The sequence below is a fragment of the Actinophytocola gossypii genome (genome assembly GCF_025165815.1).
Classification (GTDB): Bacteria; Actinomycetota; Actinomycetes; order Mycobacteriales; family Pseudonocardiaceae; genus Actinophytocola; species Actinophytocola gossypii.
On the sequence record NZ_JAFFZE010000003.1, the window covers coordinates 22,491 to 46,754 of the forward strand.

At 72.5% G+C, this 24,264-nt stretch carries 24 protein-coding genes; 10 read left to right on the forward strand and 14 right to left on the reverse strand.

Annotated elements, in window-relative coordinates; all coding sequences use genetic code 11:
* Positions 1–16: 16 nt before the first annotated feature.
* Both lnt and JT362_RS00925 read left to right on the forward strand, forming a co-directional pair.
* The gene (lnt, locus tag JT362_RS00920; RefSeq protein WP_260189040.1) at positions 17–1,603 is read left to right on the forward strand and encodes an apolipoprotein N-acyltransferase; all 1,587 of its coding nucleotides are present in this window, start codon (positions 17–19) and stop codon (positions 1,601–1,603) included.
* 34 nt (positions 1,604–1,637) lie between these two features.
* Entirely contained in the window at positions 1,638–2,408 is a 771-nt protein-coding gene (locus tag JT362_RS00925; protein WP_260189041.1) for a polyprenol monophosphomannose synthase, read from the forward strand.
* A 94-nt stretch (positions 2,409–2,502) separates the two neighbouring features.
* Here the strand turns inward: JT362_RS00925 and JT362_RS00930 are convergent, their stop codons facing one another.
* The 4 genes from JT362_RS00930 to JT362_RS00945 all read right to left on the reverse strand — a co-directional run bounded on the left by JT362_RS00930 (position 2,503) and on the right by JT362_RS00945 (position 6,132).
* Positions 2,503–2,847 (reverse strand): RNA polymerase-binding protein RbpA, encoded by a 345-nt coding sequence (locus tag JT362_RS00930; RefSeq protein WP_260189042.1) that lies wholly within the window; start codon positions 2,845–2,847, stop codon positions 2,503–2,505.
* A 241-nt stretch (positions 2,848–3,088) separates the two neighbouring features.
* Positions 3,089–3,832 (reverse strand): thymidine kinase, encoded by a 744-nt coding sequence (locus JT362_RS00935; protein ID WP_260189043.1) that lies wholly within the window; start codon positions 3,830–3,832, stop codon positions 3,089–3,091.
* A 36-nt stretch (positions 3,833–3,868) separates the two neighbouring features.
* A complete protein-coding gene (locus tag JT362_RS00940) occupies positions 3,869–5,320 on the reverse strand; it encodes an MFS transporter (RefSeq protein ID WP_260189044.1) in 1,452 nt (483 codons plus the stop codon).
* 128 nt (positions 5,321–5,448) lie between these two features.
* Positions 5,449–6,132, reverse strand: a complete 684-nt coding sequence (locus JT362_RS00945; protein WP_260189045.1) for a hypothetical protein — start codon at positions 6,130–6,132, stop codon at positions 5,449–5,451.
* Positions 6,133–6,252: 120 nt separating this feature from the next.
* On the opposite strand from JT362_RS00945, the gene JT362_RS00950 reads away from it, so the two are divergent.
* Together JT362_RS00950 and JT362_RS00955 are read left to right on the forward strand one after the other, a co-directional pair.
* Positions 6,253–6,786, forward strand: a complete 534-nt coding sequence (locus JT362_RS00950) for an RNA polymerase sigma factor (protein ID WP_260189046.1) — start codon at positions 6,253–6,255, stop codon at positions 6,784–6,786.
* Positions 6,779–7,501 carry a hypothetical protein gene (locus tag JT362_RS00955; RefSeq protein ID WP_260189047.1) on the forward strand — a complete coding sequence of 241 codons (723 nt, stop codon included), beginning with the start codon at positions 6,779–6,781 and terminating at the stop codon, positions 7,499–7,501. Before JT362_RS00950 ends, JT362_RS00955 begins: the two co-directional genes overlap by 8 nt.
* Positions 7,502–7,513: 12 nt before the next feature.
* Here the strand turns inward: JT362_RS00955 and JT362_RS00960 are convergent, their stop codons facing one another.
* Positions 7,514–8,296, reverse strand: coding sequence for a glycerophosphodiester phosphodiesterase family protein (locus JT362_RS00960; protein ID WP_260189048.1), 783 nt, complete (start codon positions 8,294–8,296; stop codon positions 7,514–7,516).
* Between the two features lie 79 nt (positions 8,297–8,375).
* Here JT362_RS00960 and JT362_RS00965 point away from each other — a divergent pair, with 79 nt between their 5' ends.
* The 3 genes from JT362_RS00965 to JT362_RS00975 all read left to right on the forward strand — a co-directional run bounded on the left by JT362_RS00965 (position 8,376) and on the right by JT362_RS00975 (position 10,821).
* A complete protein-coding gene (locus JT362_RS00965) occupies positions 8,376–8,762 on the forward strand; it encodes a hypothetical protein (RefSeq protein ID WP_260189049.1) in 387 nt (128 codons plus the stop codon).
* Between the two features lie 62 nt (positions 8,763–8,824).
* The gene (locus tag JT362_RS00970) at positions 8,825–10,546 is read left to right on the forward strand and encodes a putative bifunctional diguanylate cyclase/phosphodiesterase (RefSeq protein WP_260189050.1); all 1,722 of its coding nucleotides are present in this window, start codon (positions 8,825–8,827) and stop codon (positions 10,544–10,546) included.
* A gap of 77 nt (positions 10,547–10,623) precedes the next feature.
* On the forward strand, positions 10,624–10,821 hold the full coding sequence (locus JT362_RS00975; protein ID WP_260189051.1) for a hypothetical protein: 198 nt from the start codon (positions 10,624–10,626) through the stop codon (positions 10,819–10,821).
* A 264-nt stretch (positions 10,822–11,085) separates the two neighbouring features.
* Here JT362_RS00975 and JT362_RS00980 read toward each other — a convergent pair whose 3' ends face one another.
* Both JT362_RS00980 and JT362_RS00985 read right to left on the reverse strand, forming a co-directional pair.
* The gene (locus JT362_RS00980) at positions 11,086–12,825 is read right to left on the reverse strand and encodes an ABC transporter ATP-binding protein (protein ID WP_260189052.1); all 1,740 of its coding nucleotides are present in this window, start codon (positions 12,823–12,825) and stop codon (positions 11,086–11,088) included.
* Positions 12,822–14,534 (reverse strand): ABC transporter ATP-binding protein, encoded by a 1,713-nt coding sequence (locus JT362_RS00985; RefSeq protein ID WP_260189053.1) that lies wholly within the window; start codon positions 14,532–14,534, stop codon positions 12,822–12,824. Before JT362_RS00985 ends, JT362_RS00980 begins: the two co-directional genes overlap by 4 nt.
* Before the next feature lie 116 nt (positions 14,535–14,650).
* Here JT362_RS00985 and JT362_RS00990 point away from each other — a divergent pair, with 116 nt between their 5' ends.
* Positions 14,651–15,562: a ferredoxin family protein gene (locus JT362_RS00990; RefSeq protein ID WP_260189054.1), complete on the forward strand. Its 912-nt coding sequence runs from the start codon at positions 14,651–14,653 to the stop codon at positions 15,560–15,562.
* A gap of 63 nt (positions 15,563–15,625) precedes the next feature.
* On the opposite strand, the gene JT362_RS00995 is transcribed toward JT362_RS00990, so the two are convergent.
* From JT362_RS00995 to JT362_RS01020, 6 genes are all read right to left on the reverse strand, one after another.
* Positions 15,626–17,062, reverse strand: coding sequence for an SPFH domain-containing protein (locus JT362_RS00995; protein WP_375546426.1), 1,437 nt, complete (start codon positions 17,060–17,062; stop codon positions 15,626–15,628).
* A 68-nt stretch (positions 17,063–17,130) separates the two neighbouring features.
* Positions 17,131–17,556 carry an NfeD family protein gene (locus JT362_RS01000; protein WP_260189055.1) on the reverse strand — a complete coding sequence of 142 codons (426 nt, stop codon included), beginning with the start codon at positions 17,554–17,556 and terminating at the stop codon, positions 17,131–17,133.
* Positions 17,557–17,591: 35 nt separating this feature from the next.
* Positions 17,592–18,401, reverse strand: a complete 810-nt coding sequence (locus tag JT362_RS01005; RefSeq protein WP_260189056.1) for a DUF3097 domain-containing protein — start codon at positions 18,399–18,401, stop codon at positions 17,592–17,594.
* Between the two features lie 12 nt (positions 18,402–18,413).
* Positions 18,414–19,004 carry a putative immunity protein gene (locus JT362_RS01010; RefSeq protein WP_260189057.1) on the reverse strand — a complete coding sequence of 197 codons (591 nt, stop codon included), beginning with the start codon at positions 19,002–19,004 and terminating at the stop codon, positions 18,414–18,416.
* Between the two features lie 87 nt (positions 19,005–19,091).
* Entirely contained in the window at positions 19,092–19,886 is a 795-nt protein-coding gene (locus tag JT362_RS01015; RefSeq protein ID WP_260189058.1) for an Rv2133c family protein, read from the reverse strand.
* A gap of 1 nt (position 19,887) precedes the next feature.
* Positions 19,888–20,463, reverse strand: a complete 576-nt coding sequence (locus JT362_RS01020; protein WP_260189059.1) for an Rv2134c family protein — start codon at positions 20,461–20,463, stop codon at positions 19,888–19,890.
* Between the two features lie 131 nt (positions 20,464–20,594).
* Here JT362_RS01020 and JT362_RS01025 point away from each other — a divergent pair, with 131 nt between their 5' ends.
* Positions 20,595–22,529, forward strand: a complete 1,935-nt coding sequence (locus JT362_RS01025) for a prolyl oligopeptidase family serine peptidase (RefSeq protein ID WP_260189060.1) — start codon at positions 20,595–20,597, stop codon at positions 22,527–22,529.
* Positions 22,526–23,437, forward strand: a complete 912-nt coding sequence (locus tag JT362_RS01030) for a S66 peptidase family protein (protein ID WP_260189061.1) — start codon at positions 22,526–22,528, stop codon at positions 23,435–23,437. Before JT362_RS01025 ends, JT362_RS01030 begins: the two co-directional genes overlap by 4 nt.
* Before the next feature lie 26 nt (positions 23,438–23,463).
* Here JT362_RS01030 and JT362_RS01035 read toward each other — a convergent pair whose 3' ends face one another.
* Positions 23,464–24,261, reverse strand: a complete 798-nt coding sequence (locus tag JT362_RS01035) for an ArsR/SmtB family transcription factor (protein ID WP_260189062.1) — start codon at positions 24,259–24,261, stop codon at positions 23,464–23,466.
* Between the last annotated feature and the right edge of the window lie 3 nt (positions 24,262–24,264).

The following is a 24,264-nucleotide window of genomic DNA, read 5'->3' on the forward strand; positions in this document are numbered from 1 at the left end:
GCCGTACCCTGGCCGGGTGGTCACACCTGCGGTCAAGCCGGACGAACCGGCCGTGTCCGACGAACCGGTAGCACCCGCCCCGCGTCGGCAGGCGCTGGTCGCGGTGCTCGTCCGGGTCGTCGCCGCCCTCGGCGCGGGCGTGCTGCTCTTCCTGTCCGGGCCGCCCCGCACGCTGTGGTGGCTCGCCCCGATCGCGTTCGCCGTCCTCGGCTGGGTGCTCGTCGGCCGCCGGGCCCGCGCCGGGTTCGGTTACGCGCTGTGCTTCGGCCTCGGCTACATGGTGCCGCTGCTCGCCTGGACCGGGGAGTTCGTCGGCGCCGTGGCGTGGCTGCCGCTCAGCGCGGCCGAGGCGCTGCTGGTCGCGTTGCCCGGTGCCGCGATCGCGGTGGTCACCCGGCTCCCGGCCTGGCCGGTGTGGGCCGCGTTGCTGTGGGTGGCGGGGGAGACGCTGCGCTCGCTGTTCCCGTTCGGCGGGTTCCCCTGGGGCAACGTCGCGTTCACCCAACCGGAGGGCGTCTACCTGCCGCTGGCCACCGTCGCCGGCACCCCGCTGATCGCGTTCGCCGTCGCCCTGACCGGGTTCGGTGCCGCCGCGCTGGCCCGCCGGCTGCTGGACCGGGACCGCACGGTCCGCCGGCTCCTCGCCCCGGCGCTGGCCACCGTCCTGCCGGTCGCCGCCGCGTTCGGCGCCATCCCGCTGGTCGGCACGGACGCGAACGACGGGACCGCGGTGGTCGCGATCGTGCAGGGCAACGTGCCGCGCGCCGGCCTGGACTTCAACGCCCAGCGCCGCGCCGTGCTCGACAACCACGCCGCCCGCACCCAGGAACTCGCCGACGACGTCGCCGCCGGCCGCGCCGAGCAGCCCGACCTGGTGATCTGGCCGGAGAACTCCTCGGACATCGACCCGTTCCGCAACCCCGACGCGTGGGGGCGCATCGAGAGCGCCGCGCAGGCCATCGACGCGCCGATCGCGGTCGGCTCGGTGCTGGTCGGCGACGACGGCCGCGGCCGCAACACCGTCCTGCTGTGGGACCCCGAGCAGGGCCCGGTCGACCAGTACACCAAGCGCAAGCTGCAGCCGTTCGGCGAGACCATGCCGTGGCGGGAGTTCTTCGGGCTGTTCACCTCGTTCGCCGACCGCGCCGGGGACTTCGTGCCGGGGACCGAGCCGGTCGTGTTCGGGATGGGCAACGCCAGGGTCGGCCTGGCGACCTGCTACGAGGTGGCGTTCAACGGCGTGGTGCGGGAGTCGGTCGAGGGCTCGAACCTGCTCGCCGTGCCCACCAACAACGCCACGTTCGGCTACTCCGAGATGACCTACCAGCAGCTGGCGATGGACCGGGTTCGGGCCGTCGAACACGGCCGCAGCGTCGTGGTGTCGGCCACCAGCGGGGTCAGCGCGTTCGTCCGCCCCGACGGCTCGGTCAGCCAGCAGAGCGGCATGTTCACCGACGCGGCCCTGGTCGAACGGGTGGCGCTGCGGTCGACGACTACGCTGTCCGATCGACTCGGTTCGAGCCCCGAGTGGGTCCTCTCACTCGCCGGGCTCGCCGCGCTGGCCGCCGCGATCGTCATCCGCCGACGCGCCCGCGCCAGCTAGACCAGAGACCAACCCCGAGGAGGAGAAGGAACGCATGGCTGTGGCAGACCAGCTCGAGCCGGTGCTGGTGGTGATCCCGACCTACAACGAGCGGGACAACATCGAACCCATCGTCACCCGGCTGCACGCGGCGCTGCCGAAGGTGCACGTCCTGGTGGTCGACGACGGCAGCCCGGACGGCACCGGCGACATCGCCGACGAGCTGGCGAAGGCGGACGCCGAGTCCGGCGGGGGCCGGGTGCACGTCATGCACCGGACCGAGAAGAACGGCCTGGGCGCCGCCTACGTCGCCGGGTTCCAGTGGGGCCTGGAGCGCGACTACGCGGTGCTGGTCGAGATGGACGCCGACGGCTCGCACGCCCCGGAGGACCTGCCGCGGCTGCTGGACGCGCTCACCGACGCCGACCTGGTCATCGGGTCCCGCTGGGTGCCCGGCGGCCGGATCGTCAACTGGCCGGTGTCCCGGCAGCTGATCTCCCGCGCCGGGAACCTGTACTCGCGGATGGCGCTTGGCGCGAAGGTGAAGGACATCACCGCCGGGTTCCGCGCGTACCGGCGGGAGGCCCTGGAGAAGATCCGGATCGACAACGTCGCCTCGCAGGGCTACTGCTTCCAGATCGACCTGGGCTGGCGCACCATCGAGGCCGGGTTCACCGTGGTCGAGGTGCCGATCACGTTCACCGAGCGGGAACGCGGCCAGTCGAAGATGAGCGGCGACATCATCCGCGAAGCCCTCATCCGGGTGACCAAGTGGGGCCTGCGTCGCCGAGGCAACCAGGTCCGGTCCCTGCTCGGCAAGCGGTAACACGGAGCTGTAGGCGGAGCGCAACAGGCGAATGCCACGCCCGGGGGAGTCCGGGGCGTGGCATTCGCCTGTCCGTGCTTTTCGCTACGGCGTGTTACGCGCTGCGGCTGCGCCGCACCTTCAGCTCCTGCAGGCGCTCGGCCAGCAGGTCCTCCAGCTCCGGAATGCTCCGGCGCTCGAGCAGCATGTCCCAGTGCGTGCGCGGCGGCTTCACCTTCTTCGCCTCCGGCTCGGTGCCGTCGATCAGCTTGGAAGCGGTGCCGTGCAGGCGACACTCCCAGACCGCCGGGACCTCCGCGTCGTCGGAGAAGGGCACCTCGAACTCGTGGTCCTTCGGGCACGCGTAACGGATGGTGCGACGTGGCGCGAGGTCGTGATTGCGGTCGGTCTCGTAGCTGACCGCGCCAAGTCGGCTTCCACGGAGTACACGGTCGGCCATCGCGACGTCCTTTCGTTCGGCTCCCGCTCCAGCTGGAGCCAGGGTGGTGCTCACCAAGAGCAACGCCTGGGTGCGCCAATTCGTTCCCGCTTGCCACAGTCAGTTGCTCAGGGTGACTCGCGGGATCCCCTCGCCTACAGCTTCCACCGAAGAGACACCGCTCAAACCTGTTCGTGACGCAGACCCCTCGGGATTGCTCTGTGGCATCGCCCACTTGGGGTACTGGGTTGCGCGTTATGGCTCAGGTCAGTTGGAGCTGCCCGTGAGACGCCACGTTCGGGCCGAGATCACCCAGCCGGAAGTGCCGACGACACAAAACTTGGTAACGCACGGTAGTCATTTCGGATGAAGACGGAAGATCACGTTCCGTGTCCGTGTCCGTGTCGGCGACGAGCACCGTGTCACCGGCCCGCACCACCTCGCCGTCGCGCACCCTGGCGTTGAACCGCGCCGGCAGCCCGCACCAGCACAGCACGTCGACCTGAACCGGCTCCAGCTCGTCGGCCACCTCGAACAACCGCTGCGACCCCGGGAACAACCGGCTGCGGAAGTCCGTCGCGATCCCGAAGCAGTACACGTCGACCTGCACGTCGTCGGCCAGCTCGGCGAGCTGGTCCACCTGCTCGGGGGTGAGGAACTGCGCCTCGTCGACGATCACGTAGTCCACCCGCGTCCCGCACGCCCACCGCGCCCGCACCAGGTCGCGCAGATCCACCCCGGTGTGCACCTCGATCGCCGTGCGGGTGATCCCGATCCGGCTGGTGATCTGCGGCTTCCCGGACCGGTCCAGATGCACCAGCAGCAGCCCCTTGCGGCCCTGCCGGCCCTGGTTGTGGTCCACCTGCAACGCCAGCGTCGACTTCCCGCAGTCCATCGGCCCGTAGTAGAAACGCAGGTGCCCCACCACGGGCACCGCCCGCCGCGACCCGGCGGCGGGCACCGAGGACAACGCGTCGGTCGGGTCGTCGGTCAGAAACGGCGGCATCGGCTCCACGAGCCGAAACCCTATCTACAGCACCACCTACAGCACCGCCGGCTCCGGGTTGCCCACCGCGCGGATCGCCCTGCGCACCGGCACGAAGAACATCAGCACCAACCCCACCGCGAAGAAGATCACCAGCGAGATGATCGCCGGCCGGTACGACCCGGTCGCCCCGGCCACCGCGGCGAACAGCAGCGGCCCCATCCACGACGTCGCCCGCTCACCGATCTCGTAGATCGAGAAGTACTGCGCCTCCTTGCCCGGCGGCACCAGCTGGCTGAACAGCGACCGCGACAGCGCGTTCGTCCCACCCAGCACCAGCCCGATCCCGGCCGCGAGCAGGTAGAACTGCATCGCCTGACCGCGCTGCACGAAGTACGCCGCGCCGATCACCACCAGCCACACCGCCAGGCTCATCATGATCGTGCGCTTCGCGCCGAACCGGCGCGCCACCAGCCCGTGCAGCACCCCACCGATGAACGCCACGAACTGCACGATCAGGATCGTCGCGATCAGCACGGTCTGCTCGAACCCCAGCTCCTCGCTGCCGTACTGCGCCGACACGTTCGCCACCGTCGCGATGCCGTCGGTGTAGATCAGATACGTGCCGAGGAACGCCAGCGTCAACGGGTAGGCCTTCGCCAGCCGCAGCGTGTTCCGCAGCTCCCGGAACCCGCCGAGGACCACACCGACGCCGTGCTCGTCACCCTTGTCGTCGCCCTTTTCGGCACCGTGCGGGCGCTGGTGGTCCTTGAGCCGGCGCAGCGGGATCAGCGTGAACGCCGCCCACCACAGACCCGACATCAGGAACGCGATCTGCGCCGCGTTGCCCTCGGTCAACCCCAGCGACTCGTGCGCCAGATACACGACCAGCTGCAACCCCAGCGCGACCCCGCCACCCAGGTACCCGAACGCCCACCCGCGCGTGGACAACCCGTCCCGCTCGTCGGCCGTCGCGATCTCCGGGATGAACGAGTAGTACACCACCACCGACGTGCCGTAGCCGATGTTGCCGAGGATGAACAGCACCACCCCCAGCTCCCAGTTGGTGCCGCTGACCAGCGCCATCAACGCCGTCGCCAGCGCACCGCCGAACGCCGAGAACGCCAGCATCCGCCGCTTGTTCCGGGTGCGGTCGGCGATCGCACCCAGCACGGGCACCACCAGCACCTGGAGGATCGTCGCCGCGGCCAGCAGGTACCCCCACAGCGAGCCGGCCTGGAAGTGCCACCCGAACACGTCGATCTGGCAGTCGACGAGCTTGTCGGTGCTGCCGTCCGCGCGCGCCGGACACGGGTTCGGCCCGTTGGTGGCGGTGTCGGCGAGCGCGGCCTCCCCGGCCACCGCCGTCAGGTACAGCGCCCCGAACACGGTGATGACCGACGTCGGGAACACCGAGTTGGCCCAGTCGTAGAAGACCCAGCCACGCTGCTCGCGACGGCGGTCGGGCGCGTTCCCGACGGTCTCGGCGCCCTCGTCCACGACACTCATCGATCCTCCAACCGGGGGTGGCACGGCGGACCCTATCGCTCGGGTGCCGGACGGTGATCAGCACACACCAGCCGATACCGAACGGTGTCGTGCTGGCCGTACCCCGTTCGGCGGATCGCTACCTGGCGCTACCCGCGGTTCGCGCGGACGTTCCGGCGGCCCAACCACACCGCGAACCCCCCGGTCAACCCCACGGCCCCCAGCCCCAGCGCGACCATCGGCCACACCGGCGGCTCCACGACCTCGTCCACGGCCGCGGCGGATGGCACGGTGCGCTCCTCGGTGGCGGGTTCGGTCGTGATCGGTGGCACGTAGCCGTCGGGCGCGGACAACCCGGCGTCCGGCGCCGACGGCGGGAAGCTCGGCCGCACCGCCCCCCAGTCGTGCGGTGCGCGCGTGGACATGTCGCTGGGGGAGACCTCGACCCGGCCCGGCACGGTCACCCGCGCGACGTCCACGTCGTTGGCCAGGACCCCGTGCTCGGCGCCGATCGTCCACCGCCCGGCGTGCGGGAACACCACCTCCGCCGCGTAGTGCCCCGGCGTCACGGCCGACGTCGCCGGGAACCGCACCACCGCACCGTCCTCGTCGGTGGCGGTCAACGCGACCAGCCCGAGGCCACCGCCCTGGTACGGGTACGAGCCGTGCTGGAGCACCCAGAACCCGAACGTGTACGTCACCGCCGGCTCCACCCGCTCCGGCGGCGGGTCCAGCACGGTCTCCGCCCAGGCACCCGCGTGCGCGGTGGCGGGGGAGAGCACCCCGACAGCGAGCACGGTCGACAGCAGTACGAGAAGTCGTCGCGTTCCCATAACTTCCGATACACCGCGACAGCCGACACGGTTCCCGGAACCCGAGCCGCCCCGGCGGTGTACGACAGGTAGCCGAGGAGGGACAACCTGACCGACGACCCGACCGACGACCGGGAACTGGTGGCCCGCGCCCGCGCCGGCGACCGGGACGCCTACGCGCGCCTGGTCGCCCGCCACGGCGCGCTCGCCCACCGCACCGCCTACCTCCTCGGCGCGGGCGACGACGCCGAGGACGTGGTGCAGGAGGCGTTCGTGAAGGCGTACCGCGCGCTCGGCTCGTTCCGCGACGGCGCCCCGTTCCGGCCGTGGCTGCTGCGGATCGTCGCCAACGAGACCAGCAACCTGCACCGCTCCGCGCGCCGCCGCCGAACCCTGGAGCTGCGCCTGGCCGAACGCGACGTCGACCCGGTCGAACCCGAGCACGAGGCCGTCGCCGCCGACGCCCGCGCCGCCCTGGTCGCCGCGGTCAACGCCATGCCCTACCGCGACCGGCAGGTCCTGGCCTGCCGCTACTTCCTTGACCTGTCCGAGGCCGAGACCGCCCAGGTGCTGGCCTGGCCCCGCGGTTCGGTCAAGTCCCGCCTGTCTCGCGCCCTGGATCGGCTGCGCCGCGCCCTGCCCACCGGTCTCGCCCGGGAGGTGACCCGTGACTGACCGCCCCGACACCGAGGCGCTGCTGCGTGACCTCGCCCCCCACCTCGACGTGCCACCACCCCCGTCCGGCGACGCCCTCACCACCGCCGTCCTCACCCGACTCGACGAGCACACCCGCCGCCCTCGGGTCCTGCTGGCGCGCCTCGCCGCCGCGGTGATCGCCCTGCTCCTCGCCCTCGGCGCCGCCATGGCCGTCTCCCCGCAGGTCCGCGCGGCCGTCCTGGACCTCCTCCGGGTCGGCGCCGTCCAGCTCACCCACCAACCCCCACCCGAGGCGTCCAGGACCGTGCCGCTCCCCGGTGAACGCACCGTCACCCTCGACCAGGCCCGCGACCTCGCCGACTTCCCCCTCAAGACCCCGGCCATCCTCGGCGACCCCCACCAGGTCCGCGTCGCCGGCGGCACCCCACCCCGCGTGGTGACCCTGCACCACGAGGGGGTGCGCGTCGACCAGATCGACGGCACCCTCGACCCGCTGTTCCTCAAGTTCTCGCACACCGCCGACGCCGTTCCCACCCGCGTCGGCGACGCCTACGCCCTGTGGCTTCCCCGACCCCACGCCGTGCGCTACCTCGACCCCGACGGCCACCCCCACGAGGAACCCGCCCGCCTCGCCGCCACCACCCTCATCTGGCAGGCCGACGGCATCACCTACCGCGTCGAGGGCGACCTCACCCGCGCCGACGCCGTCCGGCTGGCCGAATCCCTGCGCTAGGCGTCCGCACGGCTAGGCCGCCGCCGCCCACAACCCCCGGTCACGCAGCACGTCCCGCAACACCCCGGGCCGGTCGGTCATCAACCCGTCCACCCCGAGGTCGATCAGCTCGTTCATCTGCGCCGGATCGTCGATCGTCCACACGTGCACCTCGATCCCACGCCGCCGCGCCGCCGCCACCAGCCGCCTGTCCACCACCGTCAGCCGCCCGTGCCGCACCGGCACCTGCGCGATCCGCTGGTAGCCGCCCCGCCGCAGCACCCACCGCGGCAGCCGCCCCGACGCCCACAGCCGCGCGATCGCCTTCGTCCCCATCGACGTCAACAGCCCGTCACCGGCCACCCGCCGCACCCGCATCAGCCGCGCCTCCGAGAACGACGCCACACACACCCGGTGCAGGCTCCTCGTCCGCCGCAACGTCCGCACCAGCGGCTCGATCGCCGACTCCGCCTTCACGTCGATGTTCAGCAACGCGTCCGGCAGCTCCTCCAGCAGGTCCTCCAACCGGGACACCGGCTCCCGGCCGGCGATTTTCGCCCGCCGCACCGCCGACCACGGCAACCGGGACACCACCCCACGGGTGTCGGTCGTGCGGTCCAGCACCGGGTCGTGGTGCACCACCACCACACCGTCACTGGTCGCGTGCACGTCGGTCTCCAGGTAGTGGTAGCCCTCCTGGGAGGCGCGCCGGAACGCCGACAACGAGTTCTCCATCCCGGCCAGGTCGTCGTAGTGCCAGCCCCGGTGGACGAACGCCCTCGGGTACGGGCCGGCGAAGAAGGCATGGTCACGCACGCTGTCCTGCACACCGCCGAGTGTGCCCCACCGGCGTGCCGAACGGGTGCACGAACAGTGGCGAGATAGCGTCGCACACATGGCGCTCCCCACCATCCCCTCCCGCGCGCCCTCCCGCGGTGCGGCCCGGCACTGCGGCTGGTGCGGCGTCCGCCTGCCCGAACCCGACCGCACCGCCGGAACGAACGGGAACACCAACCGGGGCCGGCCCCGCCGCTACTGCGGCCAGTCCTGCCGCCAACGCGCCTACGAACGCCGCTCGGCCGTGCAACGCGGCGGCCTGCCCGAGGACGCCGTCGTACTGTCCGCCGCCGAGCTCGCCGACCTGCAGGACCGGCTGTTCCAGCTGCGCTGCGCCGCCGAGGACGTCGCCACCGCCGCCGGCGACGGCGCCACCCCCGACGAACTCACCAACCTCGCTGAGCGTGTCGCCAACCACGCGATCGGGGTCGAGCGGCTGCGCTGAACTGGGCTATCAACTACCCTTCGTGCGCAATTGCCGTACCGAGCAACGACGAGGCGACCCGGATGAGCACCGAAGGCAGCTCCGACGCGGGGATGCTCGACGCCGTCCTGGACGCCGCCGACGCCGGCTTCGCCATCACCGACCGCCGAGGCCACCTGCGCTGGGTCACCCGGCTGATGGCCGACCTGCTCGACCTCACCGTCGACCAGTGCACCGGCCGCTCCCTGCCCGCCCTGCTCACCGGCGCCCCCGACACCCCGCACGACGGCCTGGTCATCTCCCAGTCCACCCGCGACGGCACCGACCAGCGCTGGCTCGAGGTCCGCTGCACCGAGTTCCGCGACGACCAACTGCTCTACCGCGTCGCCGACATCAGCCGCTGGCGCGCCACCGGCATCGACCGCCGGCAACGCACCGCCTGGCAGGCCGAACTCGTGCGCCTCGCCGACCAGGACCCGCTGACCGGCCTGCTGAACCGCCGCGCCCTCACCCGCGAACTGGAACGCCGGCTCGCCCACGGCGGCACCGGCGCACTGCTACTGCTCGACCTGGACAACTTCAAGGACATCAACGACCTGCGCGGCCACCCCACCGGCGACCGTGTGATGCGCGCCATCGCCGCCGCCCTCCGCGAACACCTCGACGACCGGCTGGGGGAGCGGCACGCACTCGGCCGCCTCGACGGCGACGAGTTCGCCGCCGTCCTCGCCGACACCGACGAACCCACCGCCCTGGACCTGGCCGACCAACTACGCGCCGCCGTCGCCGTACTCCCACTCACCGAAAACGGGGGAGCGGACACCACCCGGGTCACCATCAGCGCCGGCGTCGCCGGCTTCCACCCCGGCGAGAGCTGGCAGGCCGTACTCGCCAACGCCGACCTCGCCCTGCACGCCGCGAAATCCGCCGGACGCAACCGGGTGACCGTCTACGAACAGGGCCACTACGCCGACACCGCGCTCCGCGTCACCGTGCACGACCGGATCCGCGACGCCATCGCCCACGGCGGATTCGCCCTGCACGCCATGCCGATCATCAAACTCGGCAGCAAACGGGTCGTCGGCCACGAACTGCTGCTCCGCCTGGAGGACGGCCGCGAACCGCGACTCAGCCCGGGGGAGTTCCTGCCCGCCGCCGAACGCAGCGACCTCGTGTTGGACATCGACCGCTGGGTCATCGGCACCGCCATCGACACGCTCGTCGCGCACCCGTACCCCGGCCTGCGGTTCAACGTGAACGTCTCCGGCCGCACCCTCGAGGACGAGGACTTCGGCGACTTCGTGGTCCGCCGCCTCGCCGCCGCCGGCGTCGCACCCGGCCGGCTCGGCTTCGAGATCACCGAGACCGCCGCGGTGACCAACCTGTCCGCCGCCCGCAGCCTCGCCCAACGGCTCCGCGCGAGCGGCTGCCGGATCTCCCTGGACGACTTCGGCGCCGGCTTCGGCTCGTTCGTCCACCTGAAACAGCTACCGATCACCGGCGTCAAGATCGACGGCGAGTTCGTCCGGGGGATCGACTACGGCAGCCGCGACACCGTGCTGGTGCAGGGCATCGTCGACATCGCCCGCGGCCTGGGGATCTCCGTGGTCGCCGAATGGGTCGAGCGGGCCTCCCAGGTGGACGCGCTGGCCAGGCTCGGGGTGCGGGTCGCGCAGGGATTCCACCTGGGCAAGCCAGAGCCGCTGACGACGCTGCTCGCGCGCCCGCACGTGGCGTGGAAGCGCCGCAACCCGCGATCCCTCGACGAACCGGGCCCGGTCGCCGAGGGCAGTACGGCCCAGTGACGTTCAAGCGCCGCTTGAGTACCGGGCGCGACGATGGACCGAGGCATATCACCTCGAGCCCGTTGGCGGTGGTCTCGATGAGCGGAACGACATCCAGGTCCGACAGCAGCGCGGAGATCAGCGGCCTGCAGGTCTGCATCCTGAACACGGCGGTCCAGATCGACGCGGCGCTGGACAACAACGACCGGCGCGCGTTCCGGGTCTGGTGCCTGCGCCGGGCGTCGTTGATCGCGCGGGTCGAACGGGTTCTGGTGGAGGCGGCCACCGCGGCCTGAATCGCGGCCTGAACCGGCTGTTCGCGAAGATCCGGCACGGTCCGGCACCGCTCCCCGCCACGATCATCCCGTTGTTCGATAATCTACATTATGTCAAGTAGCGGGTTCAGGGCTCGATGTTCTCCAGGTCCGCCAGCAGGCCCGGTCGCGTCGGCCGGTCCCCGGCTCAAGGCGGACGACGCGAGCGGGCTCGCGCACCACGCCCTCGCGGCGCTGGACGACCTGCGCGCGGCGAACACGACCCCAAGTTGAGTCACGTGGTGGTCAGCGGCCGTGCCAGGAGCGCCACAGGGCGGCGTACTCGCCGCCGGCGGCGACCAGGTCGTCGTGGGTGCCGAGTTCGGTGACGCGGCCGGCGGCCATGACGGCGACGCGGTCGGCGTAGTGGGCGGTGTGCAGGCGGTGCGCGATCGCGATGACGGTGCGGCCGGCCAGCACGGCGGCCATGGCGCGTTCGGCGTGCCGGGCGGTGGTGGGGTCGAGCAGGGCGGTGGCCTCGTCGAGGATCACGGTGTGCGGGTCGGCGAGCAGGACCCTGGCCAGCGCCAGTTGTTGGGCCTGGGCGGGGTCGAGGGTGGTGTCGCCCGCGCCGAGTGGGGTGTCGAGGCCGGCGGGCAGGGTGTGTACCCAGTCGGCTTCGACGGCGGCGAGGGCGTCGAGGACGCGGGTGTCGTCGGCGGTGGGTGCGGCGATGGCGAGGTTGTCGCGGACGGTGCCGATGAACACGTGGTGTTCCTGGGTGACCAGCACGATCCGGCGGCGTAGTTCTTCGGGCGGCAGGTCGGCGACGGGGACCCCGCCGACGGTGATGGTGCCGGCGCGGGGGGTGTCGACGCCGGCGAGCAGCCGGCCGAGGGTGGACTTGCCGGCGCCGGACGGTCCGACGATCGCGAGCCGCTCCCCCGGCCGCACGGCGAGGTCGACGCCCCGCAGGACGTCGCGGTCGGTGTAGGCGTAGCGGACGTCGGTGACCTCGATGCGGTCGTCCCGGGGTGTGCCGCCGGTCGGTGCCGCTCCCCCGGCGGCGTGTTGGACGCCCTTGAGCCTGGCGAGGGAGGCGCTGGCGCGCTGCATGCTCTCCAGGTACATGAGCACGCGGTTGAGCGGGTCGGCGAGCCGGGTGGTGTAGAGGGCGGCGGACACCGCGGCGCCGAGGCTGGTGAGCTCGTTGACGTAGAGCAGGCCGCCCGCGACGAGGACGAGCGCGGTGGCGAGCACGAACGCGACGTCGACCTGCCCGAACAGCACGCTGCGCAGGTACAGGGTGCGGACGCGGGTGCGGTGGGCGTCGCGGACGCGCTGGTCGCCGGTGTGGACGCGGCGGTGGCGCAGCCCGAACGCCTCGACGGTGCGGGCGCCGGCGGCGGTGGCGGCGAGGGTTTCGGACATGTCGGAGTTGGCGGTGCCCTCGGCGAGGTAGGCGGGGCGGGCGTGGCGGAGGTACCAGCGGCCTGGCCACCACAGCCAGACGACGCCGACGACCGCGCACAGGCCGAGGATCGGGTCGACGAGCACGGTGGCGCCGATGATGAACAGGGTCTGCAGTGCGCCGACGAACACCTCGGGGGCGGCGTCGCGCAGGGAGGTGCCGACGGTGGCGATGTCGGCGGTGGTGCGGGCCATCAGGTCGCCGGTGCCGGCGCGTTCGACGACGTTGGTTGGCAGGGCGAGGGTGTTGTCGACGAACTCCTCGCGGAGGCGGGCGAGGGCGCGTTCGGCGAAGCGGTGGGCGAGGTAGCGGGCGAAGCGGGTGAGGACGACGGTGGCGGCGGCGGAGCCGAGGATGCCGAGCGCGAGGAGGTCGATGGTGCCGGTGTCGGGGTTTCCGGTTTCGACGTGGTCGACGATGCGGCCGATGAGCCAGGGCGCGGCGAGGCCGGTGGCGGCGGCGAGGCAGGTGGTGAGCAGGACGAGGGCGGTGCCGGTGCGGTCGGCGCGGACGAGGTCGCGGTGGGCGCGGCGGACCTCGGCGCGGCCGGCGACGGGCAGTTGGTAGGCGGTCACGGCACGAGTTCCTCGCCTCGGTGGGCGAGTTCGCGGTAGCCGCGTTCGCGTTCGAGCAGGTCGGTGTGGGTGCCGGTGGCGGCGACGCGGCCGTCGAGGAGGTAGGCGACGCGGTCGGCGCGGTCGAGCAGCAGCGGTGAGGTGCTGACGACGACGGTGGTCTGGTCGCGGCGGTGTTCGCGGAGGCGGGTGGCGATGGCGGCTTCGGTGTGCGCGTCGACGGCGGAGGTGGGTTCGACGAGGATCAGCACCTCGGGGTCGGCGAGCAGGGCGCGGGTCAGGCGGACGCGTTGGCGTTGGCCGCCGGACAGGTCGCGGCCCTGGGCGTCGACGGGTGAGTCGAGTCCGTCGGGCAGGCCGGTGCGGACGTCCCCGGCGGCGGCGGTGTGGATGGCGTGCTCGATCGCCTCGTCGGTGACGGCGTGGCCGGGGGTGACGGTGTCGCGGAGTGTTCCGGCGAACAGGTGGGCGTCGTTGTCGGCGACGAGGACGCGGCGGCGGACCTCGGCGACGGGCATGGCGGTCAGCGGTTCGTTCCCCCAGGTGGCGTCGGAGTCGGTGTAGCGGCCGAGCCGGTCGGCGACGGCGAGCGCGTCGGCGGGGTGGGCGGCGGCGATCGCGAGCAGCTCGCCGGGGTGGACGGTGAGCCCGGAGGTGGGGTCGTGCAGGGCCGCGGGTTCGGGTGGGCAGGGGGTGGTGGCGTGGTCGGTGGTGGCGGGCCTGAGGGTGAGGACGCGGGTGACGCGGCGGGCGGCGACCAGGCCGCGGTTGATGTCCTGGGCGCCTTCGATGAGGAAGAAGATGGGGGTGGCGAGCATGGCGACGTAGCCGTAGACGGCGACGAGTTCGCCGACGGTGATGTCGCCGGCGGCGGTCATCCTGGCGCCGAGCCAGGTGACGGCGGCGAGGAACAGGCTGGGCAGGCCGACGGCGATGGCCTCGATCCAGCTGGAGAAGGCGCCGACGCGGTAGCCGCTCGCGCGCAGGGCCGAGGAGTCGCGGTGGTAGCGGCCGGCGAAGCGGTCCTTGCCGCCGATCCCGCACAGCACGCGCAGCCCGGCCACGATGTCGCCGGCGCGGGCGGCGAGCGCGCCCTGCTGTTCGCGGTAGGCGGTCTCGGTGTCCCGCATCCGGTTGAGCAGCGGGCCGAGGGCGAGCATCAGGGCGGGCAGGCCGAGCAGGACGACGAGCGCGAGCGGCGGGGAGATGCCGGTGAGGACGACGGCGACCACGGCGTAGCTGACGACGGCGGCGACGCCGGGGCCGGTGACGGTCATGGTGCGCATGACGCGGTCGAGGTCGGCGGCGCCGATGCTGACGACCTCGCCGGTGCTGACCCGGCGTGGGAGTTCGGCGCCGACGGCGGCGGCGTGCCGGATGACGACCTGGACGGTGCGGAACCCGGCGTCGAGGCGGATGAAGGTCATGGTGCGGTGCCGCAGGACGCCGATGGCGGCGTTCGCGGCGCCGGCGGCGAGCAGCGCGAGGGTCCAGGTGCCGAGGGCGGTGAGGTTCTCGGGGCGCAGGCCGTCGTCGATGGCGCGGGCGAGCAGGTAGGGCTGCACGACGAGGCCGAGCATCCAGGTGCTGGCGAGCAGGACGCCGAGGCTCACCCGTCCTGGTTGTTTCCGCACCAGCCACCACAGGTAGCGCCCCGGCCCCCGGGTGTCCGGTACGCCCGGATCGGCGTACGGGACCTTCAGACGCATGATCTCCACCCTATTCGCAGGGTGAATTGATTTACCTCCGAACGAGCTGGGGTATCACTCGAGCAGAGGATGAGGGTCGCGTTCGTTGTTCGACGGGTCGTGAGAGTCTGGTGTGGATGGACGGTCTGCGTTGCTCGGCGGTGGCCGAGACGATCGGGGAACCGCTCGCCGGCACGGCGGCGGTGGCCCGGTCCTGGCTGTGCGTGGAGCAGCCCGGCCCGTGGGGGCGGGACGCGTTGTCGGCGAGCCACCTCGACGAGGGGGTGGCGCGTGAGCTGACCAGGCTCTCCGCCGGCACCGGGGTGCGGGTCGTGCTGATCCGCCGGCCGGGTAGTCACCCGGACCGGCACCGCCCGGTCCCCCGGCAGGTGTACCTGGCGCACACGACGCCGGGCGGCACGTGGCTGGAGCGGGCCACGGTGAACGACCCGAAGGAGCTGCTCGACCTGGACTTCGCGCAGGCCGGCGCGGGGGTGCCCGGCCTGTTGGGTGCGGCGGTCCCGGATCGGTTGCTGCTGGTGTGCACGAACGGCCGCCGGGACGTGTGCTGCGCGTTGCTCGGCCGGCCGATCGCGGCGGCGTTGGCGGCCAGCCGCGGGGACGCGGTGTGGGAGTGCACGCACATCGGCGGGCACCGGTTCTCCCCCACCGCGGTGCTGCTGCCGACCGGGTACGCCTACGGCCGGTTGGATGTGGCGGCGGCGGAACGGCTGCTCGACGGCGGCTCGGCGGTGGTGGTCGACGGGTGTCGTGGCCGGTCGACGTGGCCGGGTCCGGGGCAGGTGGCGGAGCTGGCGGTGCGCGCGGCGAGCGGGTTGGCTGGCCCGGACGTGTTGTCGGTGGACACGGTGGATCCGGTCGCCGAGGGCTGGCGGGTGGTGGTGCGTGCCGTCTCGGGTCGTGCGTGGTCGGTGACGGTGGTCGAGCGGGAGGTGGCGGCGCCGAGGAAGGCGAGCTGCACGGCGGCGGTCACGCCCGCGGTCGGCTTGGTGGCGATGTCGGTGCGCGAGACGGTGTTCTCCGGCTGAGCCCGGCCCCGGCATGGGTCGGCGCCGTCCACCAGTGGTGCACGGCGCCGACGGGGTGACGGGTCAGTAGCGGGGTGGTTCGTCGGACAGTTCGGTGGACTCCGGTGGCCGGCCCGGCTGGCTCGGTGGGGTGGCCGGCCGGGGGTTCGGGGACGGTGCCGGCGGCTGGGTCGGAGTCTGGGTCGGGGCCGGCGGAACCGGACTCCGCGGCGGGCTCTGTGGCGAACTCTGTGGCGGGGTCTGGGTTGGGGTCTGGGGCGGGTAGGCCACGGTCGGCGGGTCCGGTTCGACCCGCTGGACGGGCTGCTGCACCGGCGCCGGCGGCGCGGGCGGTGGCGGGGCGGCCGGGGTGGCGGGGCGGGACGCGCTGAGGGCCGGTGGGCCGGTCGGGCGGGTGCTCAGCGGGCCGGGCACCTCCTGGCGGGCGACGGCCTCGGCCTCGCGGACGGCTTCGGCGACCTTCGGGTCGGTGGTCATGTCGAACCACGATTCGATCTCGTCGTCGTCCTGGTCGGAGCGTGCGGACGGCTCGTAGGCGGGGGGTTCGTAGCGGAACACGCCGTCGTCGCCGGGGGCGCCGAGGGCCTTGGCGAACCCTTCGAGGGCCTTGCCGAAGTCGTTCGGCAGCATCCACACCTTGTTCGCGTCGCCCTGCGCCATCTGCGGCAGGGTCTGCAGGTACTGGTAGGCCAGCACCTCGGGGGTCGGCTTGCCGGCCTTGATCGCGTCGAACACCTTCTCGATGGCCTTGGCCTGGCCCTGGGCCTGCAGGTAGCGGGCGGCGCGTTCACCCTGGGCGCGCAGGATCCGGGACTGCCGCTCACCCTCGGAGGCGAGGATCGCGGCCTGCTTGGAGCCCTCGGCGGACAGGATCTGGCTCTGCTTCTGCCCTTCCGCGGTCTTGATCGCGGCCTCGCGGGTGCCTTCCGCGGTGAGGATCATGGCGCGCTTCTCCCGGTCGGCGCGCATCTGCTTCTCCATCGAGTCCTGGATGGACGGGGGCGGGTCGACCGCCTTCAGTTCGACGCGGGCGACCCGGATGCCCCAGCGGCCGGTGGCCTCGTCGAGGACGCCGCGCAGCTGCCCGTTGATGGAGTCGCGGGAGGTCAGGGTCTCTTCCAGGCTCATGCCACCGACCACGTTGCGCAGCGTGGTGGTGGTGAGCTGCTCGACGGCGACGATGTAGTCGGAGATCTCGTACACCGCGTCCCGGGGGCTGGTGACCTGGAAGTACACGACGGTGTCGATCGACACGGTCAGGTTGTCCTGGGTGATCACCGGCTGCGGGGGGAACGACACGACCTGTTCGCGGCGGTCGATCCGCGCGCGCACCCGGTCCAGGAACGGCACCAGGAAGTTCAGGCCCGGTTCGGCGACCGACCGGAATCGGCCGAGCCGCTCGATCACCGCGGACTGGGCCTGCGGGATCACCAGGATCGACTTCACCACGACCGTGAGTACGAACAGGACCACGACCACGACGATGATGAGGATGGTCAACGTGCCTCCACTGCGGCTGGGAACGGCGTCGCCCGGTCGACGCCCGAAAAGTAGATCACAAGATCGTGTCAGTCGCCGTCCGCCAGCACCACGGCGGTGGCACCGGAGATCTCGACGACGGTCACCGGTTCGCCGGCGGCGATCGCCTTGCCGTTGAACGCGCGCGCGGTCCACACGTCACCGTCGAGCCGCACCTGGCCGCCGTGCTCGTTGACCGGCGACACCGCGACGGCCTTGCGGCCGATCAGCGCGTCGACGTTGGTGGCGACCAGGTCCCCGTGCATGCGGCGCTTGAGCCATGGTCTGGCGAAGGTGACCAGGCCGATCGACACGGTCGCGAAGACCGCGGCCGCGACGAGGGTGTTGCCGGTGATCCACTCGGCGCCGGCGCCGAGCAGCGCGCCGACGCCGACCATGAGGAGGAAGAAGTCCCCGGACAGGACTTCGGCGGCGATCAGGGCTATGCCCCCGATGAGCCAGAAGACTGCTGCCATGTGGGCATGATCTCAGAGTCGTGGCCGTTCGGTCACTACTCTTCACCGAAGGTAACGAAGTCGATAAGGCGTTCCACGGCGCCGATCAGCGGGGTCTCGAGGTCCTTGTAGCTGCGCACGCCGGCGAGCACGCGCCGCCAGCCGTCGGCGGGTTCGCCCCAGCCGAGCGCGTCGCACACGCCGGTCTTCCAGTCGACGCCGCGCGGCACGGCCGGCCAGGCGCGGATGCCGACCGACGCGGGCCGCACCGCCTGCCACACGTCGACGTAGGGGTGGCCGGTGACCAGCACGTTCGGGTCGCGCAGGCGGTCGACGATCCGGGACTCCTTGCTGCCGGCGACGAGGTGGTCGACCAGCACGCCGAGCCGGCGGCTCTCGGCGGTGCCGAACTCGGCGACCAACCCGGGCAGGTCGTCGATGCCGTGCAGGGGTTCGACGACGACGCCTTCGACGCGCAGGTCGTGGCCCCAGACGCGTTCGACGAGCTCGGCGTCGTGGATGCCCTCGACCCACAGGCGGCTGTCGCGGGCGGTGCGGGCGGTGTGGCCCTCGACCCGGACCGACCCGGACGCGGACACGGTCTTCCCCGTGGCCTTGGCGGGTGCCGGGCGGACGAGGGTGACCGGTTTGCCGTCGAGGAGGAACCCGGCCTTGGTCAACGGGAACAGCCGGTGCCGGCCGTGCCGGTCCTCGAGCACCACGTTCCCGTGTTCGAAGCGGGTGACCGCGCCGCAGAACCCGCTGGCCGGGTCCTCGACCACCAGGCCCGGTTCGGCGACCACTTCGGGCACCTCGCGTCGGGGTTTGCGGGCCAGGACATCGCCGCCGTACCGGTCGTCACGCACGGTCTGGAGACTTTATCGAACGTCCGGGTGAAAATCGTCGAACTCGGGGCGCCGGAGTGTCGGCGTCCCGGACGAGGCTCGCAAGGACGTGTCCAGTGCCCGCATCAGCTCCCCCACGCGGCCGCGGCCGCCCGGCGCGGTCGGGTAGCGCCGCAGCACGCTGACCACGGTCGCGCCGGCGAGGTCCCGGGCCCGCTCGATGTGGTGGGCGCCGACGGTGTGGTCGTCGCCGGCGTCGAGTTCGAACGCGCGTGCCGCGTGGGCGGCCGACCCGAGGATGTGCGGGACCTGCGTCGCGTTCGCCAGTGGGTGCAGGAACGCCGCGCTGGCCGCGGCGACGGCGGCGCGGGCGGCGTCGCTCGCGGCGGCCTGGCCCGCGTCCCGGGTGTCCTGGTAGGCGCGCTGCGCCGCCCACGCGCCGTCCCGGATCGCCTTGGTCCGCCTGGCGCCGCCGGCGAACGCCCGCGCGGCGTCGACCGCGGTTCGTGGGCGTGGATCGCCGGGCCGGGCGTGTTCGAAGATCGGCAGGGCGGGCGCCGCGCAGGCCACGGCGTAGCGGGTGACTTCGCGCAGGTCGGCCGTGCTGAGTTCGACGTCGGTCATGTCCTTGAACGGTATCGTTGAACCGCCGTGGGGAACTTGACGACGGTCCCGGCAGGTCGGCGCGGCGGAACCTTCAAAGGTCGGGTGCTAGAACGCCGGCCAGGGGATCGCCCGGTAGTCCGCGCCCGGCGCGGGGAACTCGGCGACCCGCGCGAACTCCTCCAGCCGTCGCCGCAACGCGCGGACCTCCGCGCGGGTGACGTGCTCGGCCAGCCGTTCCCCCACACCGTCGTCCAGCGCGCTCCGCAGGGTCGCGAGCATCTCGACCACGTCCTCGGGCAGCGGCTCCCCCACCCACCCCCACAGCACCGTCCGCAGCTTGTGCTCGCTGTGCAGGCAGATGCCGTGGTCGACGCCGTAGACGTTGCCGTCGGTGCCGTGCAGCACGTGCCCGCCCTTGCGGTCGGCGTTGTTGAGCACCACGTCCAGCGCCGCCATCAGCCGCACGCTCGGGTGGTCGGCGTGCACCAGCACGGCCGGGTCACCGAACCGGTCGTGCGCGCGCAGGATCCGTTTCCAGCCGACCGGCACCTCGTCCGGGGGCAGCACGTCGACCAGGTCGCCGCCCTCCTTGGTGTCGATCCACAGCTGCACCATGCCCGGCCCGAACGGGCCCTGCCGCAGCACGGTCGGCGGCACCAGCGACAGCCCGGCCGCCTCCGACACCAGGAACGCGCCGACCTCCCGGCCGGCGAGTGTGCCGTCCGGGAAGTCCCACAGCGCCCGCTCACCACTCACCGGCTTGTACACGCAGTGCGCGGTCGCGTCACCGCCGGAGATCTCGCAGAACAGGGTGGCGTTCGACGCGTCGACCAACCGGCCCTCGACCTCGATGCGGCCGCGGGCGAGTAACTCGGCGACGGCCGGGTCGGACGGCTCCACCTCAGTCCGTCTCGTCCTCGTCGGTGCGCCGGTAGCCGTTCTGCCGAGGGCACACGTGCCCGTTCGGGTCGAGCGGCTCCCCGCACAGCGGGCACGGTTTGCGGCCGGCGTTGATCACCCGGTCGGCGCGTTCGGCGAACGCCCGCGCCTCGGCGGGGGTGAGGAACACCCGCACCGCGTCCGGGCCCTCCTCGGTGTCGTCGAGCACGACCGACTCGTCGACCTCGCCCTCGGTGACCGCGAGCAGTTCGATCACCACCGCGCGGGTCTCGGAGTCCCAGCCCAGGCCCATCGTGCCGACCCGGAACTCCTCCTCGACCGGGACCCGCAGCGGGTCGGCGTCGACCCGATCCTCCGGGGTCTCGTCGGGCAGGTCCGCGCCGAACCGGCGGTGGACCTCCTCCAGCAGTGAACCGATTCGTTCGGCGAGCACCGCCATCTGCTGCTTCTCGAGCGTGACGCTGATCGTCCTGGCGCTCTCCGAGGCCTGCAGGTAGAACGTGCGGTCGCCGGGTTGGCCAACCGTGCCGGCGACGAACCGATCAGGTTGGCGGAAGACATGAATGACACGAGCCATGGCACCTCCGACCCTACGGCAAACGACCACGTCGGGCAGGCCTGTTCCCGGCACGACGTTCTCCTGCGTTTCTCCCCCGCGCACGTTATCGACTGGCGCGTCGGCCGCACGCACCGGTTAGGGTTTCGCCCGTGGTGAAGATCGCACAGTTCGGAAGCTGGGAGTCACCGTTGCGGGCCGCCGTGGTGGCCGCGTCGGGCGGGGAACCCAAATGGGTCGACACGCACAACGGCCGGGTGTGGTGGGCGGAGAGCCGGCCAGCCGAGGGCGGGCGGGTCGCGTTGCTCCACGAAGGACCGGACGGCCACCCGGTCGAGCTGCTGCCGGCGCCGTGGAACGTGCGGAACCGGGTGCACGAGTACGGCGGCCGCCCGTGGACGGTCGTCGACGGCCCGCACGGCGAGCTGCTGGTGTTCACCAACTGGTCCGACCAGCGGCTCTACGTGATGCCCGTCGGCGCGCCCGGCACCCCCACCCCGGTCACCCCCGAACCGGGCCGGCACCACGGGCTCCGGTACGCGGACCTGTCCCCCGGCCCGGACGGCACCGTCCTGTGTGTCCGGGAGACCATCACCGGCGACGGACCGACCGATGTGCGCCGCGACCTCGTTCAGGTCGCCCCGGAGGCGGACGGTGCGATCCGGGTGCTCGGCGCGAGCCACCACTTCATGACCGGCCCCCGGCTGTCCCCGGACGGGACCAGGGTGGCGTGGATCGGGTGGGACCACCCGCGGATGCCGTGGGACGGCGCGGAGCTGTGCGTCGCCCCGCTCGGCGATCTCGGTGACCGCGCCGTGTTGGCGGGTGGGCCGAGGGAGGCGGTGTGCCAGGTCGAGTGGGAGACCGACGAGCAGCTGCTGGCCCTCACCGACCCGGACGGCTGGTGGAACCTGTTCCGCATCGGCCTCGACGGGGCCGCCACGAACCTCGCTCCGCTCGCCGACGAGCTCGGCGGGCCGCTGTGGCAGCTCGGCGCCCGCTGGTTCACCCGGCTGGGTGGTGGACGGTTCGCGGTCCTGCGCGGTGACCGGCTCGCCGTCCTCGACGAACACGCCGGCACCGTCACCGACGTCGACACCGACCTCACCTGGTTCTCCAGCGACCTCACCGTGGCCGGCTCGCACGTGGTGTGCGCGGCGGGGTCACCGCTGCGGGACGTCGCCGTCGTCCGCGTCGACCCCGGCACCGGCGCCACCACCCAGCTCACCGGCACCCGCGGCGACCTGCCCGACCCCGCGTACCTGCCGGTTCCGGTCGAGCGGCGGTTCACCGGCCCGGACGGGCGTGTCGTGCCCGCCCTGGTGTACCCGCCGCGCAACCCCGACTTCACCGGTCCCGCCGACGAGGCACCGCCGTTCGTGGTGAACGTGCACGGCGGCCCGACCGGGCACGTCGGGAACCGCCTCAGCCCGGACTTCGCCTACCTGACCAGCCGAGGCATCGGCGTGGTCGCGGTGAACTACGGCGGCTCCACCGGCCACGGCCGCGCGTTCCGGGAGGCCCTCAACGGCCAGTGGGGCGTGGTCGACGTGCAGGACTGCGCCGCGGTCGCCGCCGCGCTCGCCGACGAGGGCACCGCCGACCCCGCGCGGCTCGCGATCCGCGGCGGCTCGGCCGGCGGCTGGACGTCGGCGGCGTCCATGACCGGCGTGGACACCTACCGGTGCGGCACGATCATGTACCCGGTGCTGGACATGCTGGCGTTCGTCGGCGAGACCCACGACTTCGAGTCCCGCTACCTGGACACGCTGGTCGGCACGCTGCCCGAGCACGAGTCCCGCTACGTCGAACGGTCCCCGATCAACCGCATCGACTCGCTGGCCGGGCCGGTGCTGCTGCTGCAGGGCCTGGAGGACGAGGTGTGCCCGCCGGCGCAGGCGGACCGGTTCGTGGCGTCGCTGGACGGGTCCGGCACCCCGCACGCCTACCTGACGTTCGAGGGCGAGCAGCACGGGTTCCGCAAGGCCGAGACGGTGCGGGCCGCGTTGGAGGCCGAGCTGTCGTTCTACGGGCAGGTGTTCGGGTTCACCCCGCCCGGCGTGCCCGTCCTGGAGCTGCGTTCGTGACCCGCACCAGACCGGCGCGGCTGCGGCCAGGTGCCCGGGTGGCGGTCGTCGCGCCGGCCGGTCCGGTACCCGCGGAGGCCCTGGACAACGGCGTCACGGTGCTACGCGACTGGGGCCTGGAGGTGACCGTCGGCAAGCACGTCCTGGACCGCCACCCCGACCTGCCGCACCTCGCCGGCCGCGACGCCGACCGCGCTGCCGACCTCCAGCACGCCTGGTGCGACCCGGCTGTCGACGCGGTGATCTGCGCCCGCGGCGGCTACGGCAGCATGCGGATGGTCGACCTGCTCGACTGGCCGGCCATGGCGACCGCCGGACCGAAAGTGTTCACCGGATCGAGTGACATCACGGCGTTGCACGCCGCGATCGGTGACCAGCTGGACGTGGTGACCCTGTTCGCGCCGATCATCGCCGGCGCGTCCTTCGACGCGAGCGCGCAGCAGTACCTGCACGCCACCCTGTTCGAACCGGAGACCGTGCGGTCCCTGACCGGCCCGACGGTCGCCACGATGAACCACGGCACCGCCACCGGCGTGGTCGTGGGCGGGAACCTGAGCCTGCTGTCCTCGACCGTCGGCGCCGCGCCGGCACCCCCGGACGGGGCGATCGTGCTCCTCGAGGACGTCAACGAGGAGCCGTACCAGGTGGACCGGATGGTCACCCAGCTGCTGCGCGCGGGCTGGTTCACCGGGGTCGCCGGGATCGCGCTCGGCTCGTGGACCGGCTGCGGCGAACCGTCCCAGGTGTACGACGTGCTGATGGATCTACTGGGCGGGCTCGGCATCCCGATGGTGTGGGAGCTGGGGTTCGGGCACGTGCCGGCGCAGCTGACGGTCCCGCTCGGCGCGGAGGCCACCCTGGACGCCGACGCCGGCACCCTCACCTTCACCGAACCCGCCCTGCGGTAGCGGGTCAGCGCGGCCGGTTTCGGCTGTCAGCCGACCGGCACGGCCTCCAGCAGCGACTTGAGGTCCGCGACCAGCTCCGGCCACCCGCCGCTGTCGTCCAGGGCGCCGCTGACCGCCCGGTACATCTCGGTCTCGCCGGCGAACCCGTCATGGGTGACGGTCAACCGGACCCGCCCGTCGCCGAGGTCGGCGAGGTCGAACGCGACCCGCGTGCGCGGCTCCTGCCGCAGCTCGGCGAGCCGTTCGGCCGACCAGCCGAACAGTTCCGCGTGCTCGGGCTGGTAGTTGTGCCAGCTGTAGGCGAGCCGCCGGTAGGGGTCGGCCTCGAGCACGACCTGGCCCTGGTCCTTGGCCTCCTGCCCCGGCTCGTCGCGCAGCAGCACCGGCGACCCGACCCGCCAGTCCGACACCAGCTCCAGCCCACCCCAGTAGCGGCGGGTGAACTCGGGCTCGGTGAGGCCGCGCCACAGCCGCTCGGGGGTGGTGCGGATGTAGGTGGTGTACACGAAACTGGTCACGGGTTCCTCCAGGGCTGACTTGAGGTCGGCGAGCGCGGTGACCCGGTCCCGGTCGTACCGGTGGATCCAGCGCCGCGCGATCGCGTTGATCGGCTCCGCGTTGAGGTGGTGCAACTTCTCCCGGCCGCGACGCACGGTCGTGACCAGGTTGGCGTCGACGAGCACGGCAAGGTGCTTGCTTACCGACTGGCGTGCCATGTCCAGGCCGGCGCACAGCTCGCGCAGGCTCTGCCCGTTGCGTTCGTTGAGCCGGTCGAGCAGCCGGCGCCGGCTCGGATCGGCCAACGCGCGAAACACCTCGTCCACACC

Excerpts from the sequence above, each read along its gene's own strand:
- JT362_RS00925 (WP_260189041.1), top strand. The coding sequence starts at position 1,638 with ATGGCTGTGGCAGACCAGCTCGAGCCGGTGCTGGTGGTGATCCCGACC.
- JT362_RS00930 (WP_260189042.1), bottom strand. The coding sequence starts at position 2,847 with ATGGCCGACCGTGTACTCCGTGGAAGCCGACTTGGCGCGGTCAGCTAC.
- JT362_RS00935 (WP_260189043.1), bottom strand. The coding sequence starts at position 3,832 with ATGCCGCCGTTTCTGACCGACGACCCGACCGACGCGTTGTCCTCGGTG.
- JT362_RS00940 (WP_260189044.1), bottom strand. The coding sequence starts at position 5,320 with ATGAGTGTCGTGGACGAGGGCGCCGAGACCGTCGGGAACGCGCCCGAC.
- JT362_RS00945 (WP_260189045.1), bottom strand. The coding sequence starts at position 6,132 with ATGGGAACGCGACGACTTCTCGTACTGCTGTCGACCGTGCTCGCTGTC.
- JT362_RS00965 (WP_260189049.1), top strand. The coding sequence starts at position 8,376 with ATGGCGCTCCCCACCATCCCCTCCCGCGCGCCCTCCCGCGGTGCGGCC.
- JT362_RS00970 (WP_260189050.1), top strand. The coding sequence starts at position 8,825 with ATGAGCACCGAAGGCAGCTCCGACGCGGGGATGCTCGACGCCGTCCTG.
- JT362_RS00975 (WP_260189051.1), top strand. The coding sequence starts at position 10,624 with ATGAGCGGAACGACATCCAGGTCCGACAGCAGCGCGGAGATCAGCGGC.
- JT362_RS00985 (WP_260189053.1), bottom strand. The coding sequence starts at position 14,534 with ATGCGTCTGAAGGTCCCGTACGCCGATCCGGGCGTACCGGACACCCGG.
- JT362_RS00990 (WP_260189054.1), top strand. The coding sequence starts at position 14,651 with ATGGACGGTCTGCGTTGCTCGGCGGTGGCCGAGACGATCGGGGAACCG.
- JT362_RS01000 (WP_260189055.1), bottom strand. The coding sequence starts at position 17,556 with ATGGCAGCAGTCTTCTGGCTCATCGGGGGCATAGCCCTGATCGCCGCC.
- JT362_RS01010 (WP_260189057.1), bottom strand. The coding sequence starts at position 19,004 with ATGACCGACGTCGAACTCAGCACGGCCGACCTGCGCGAAGTCACCCGC.
- JT362_RS01020 (WP_260189059.1), bottom strand. The coding sequence starts at position 20,463 with ATGGCTCGTGTCATTCATGTCTTCCGCCAACCTGATCGGTTCGTCGCC.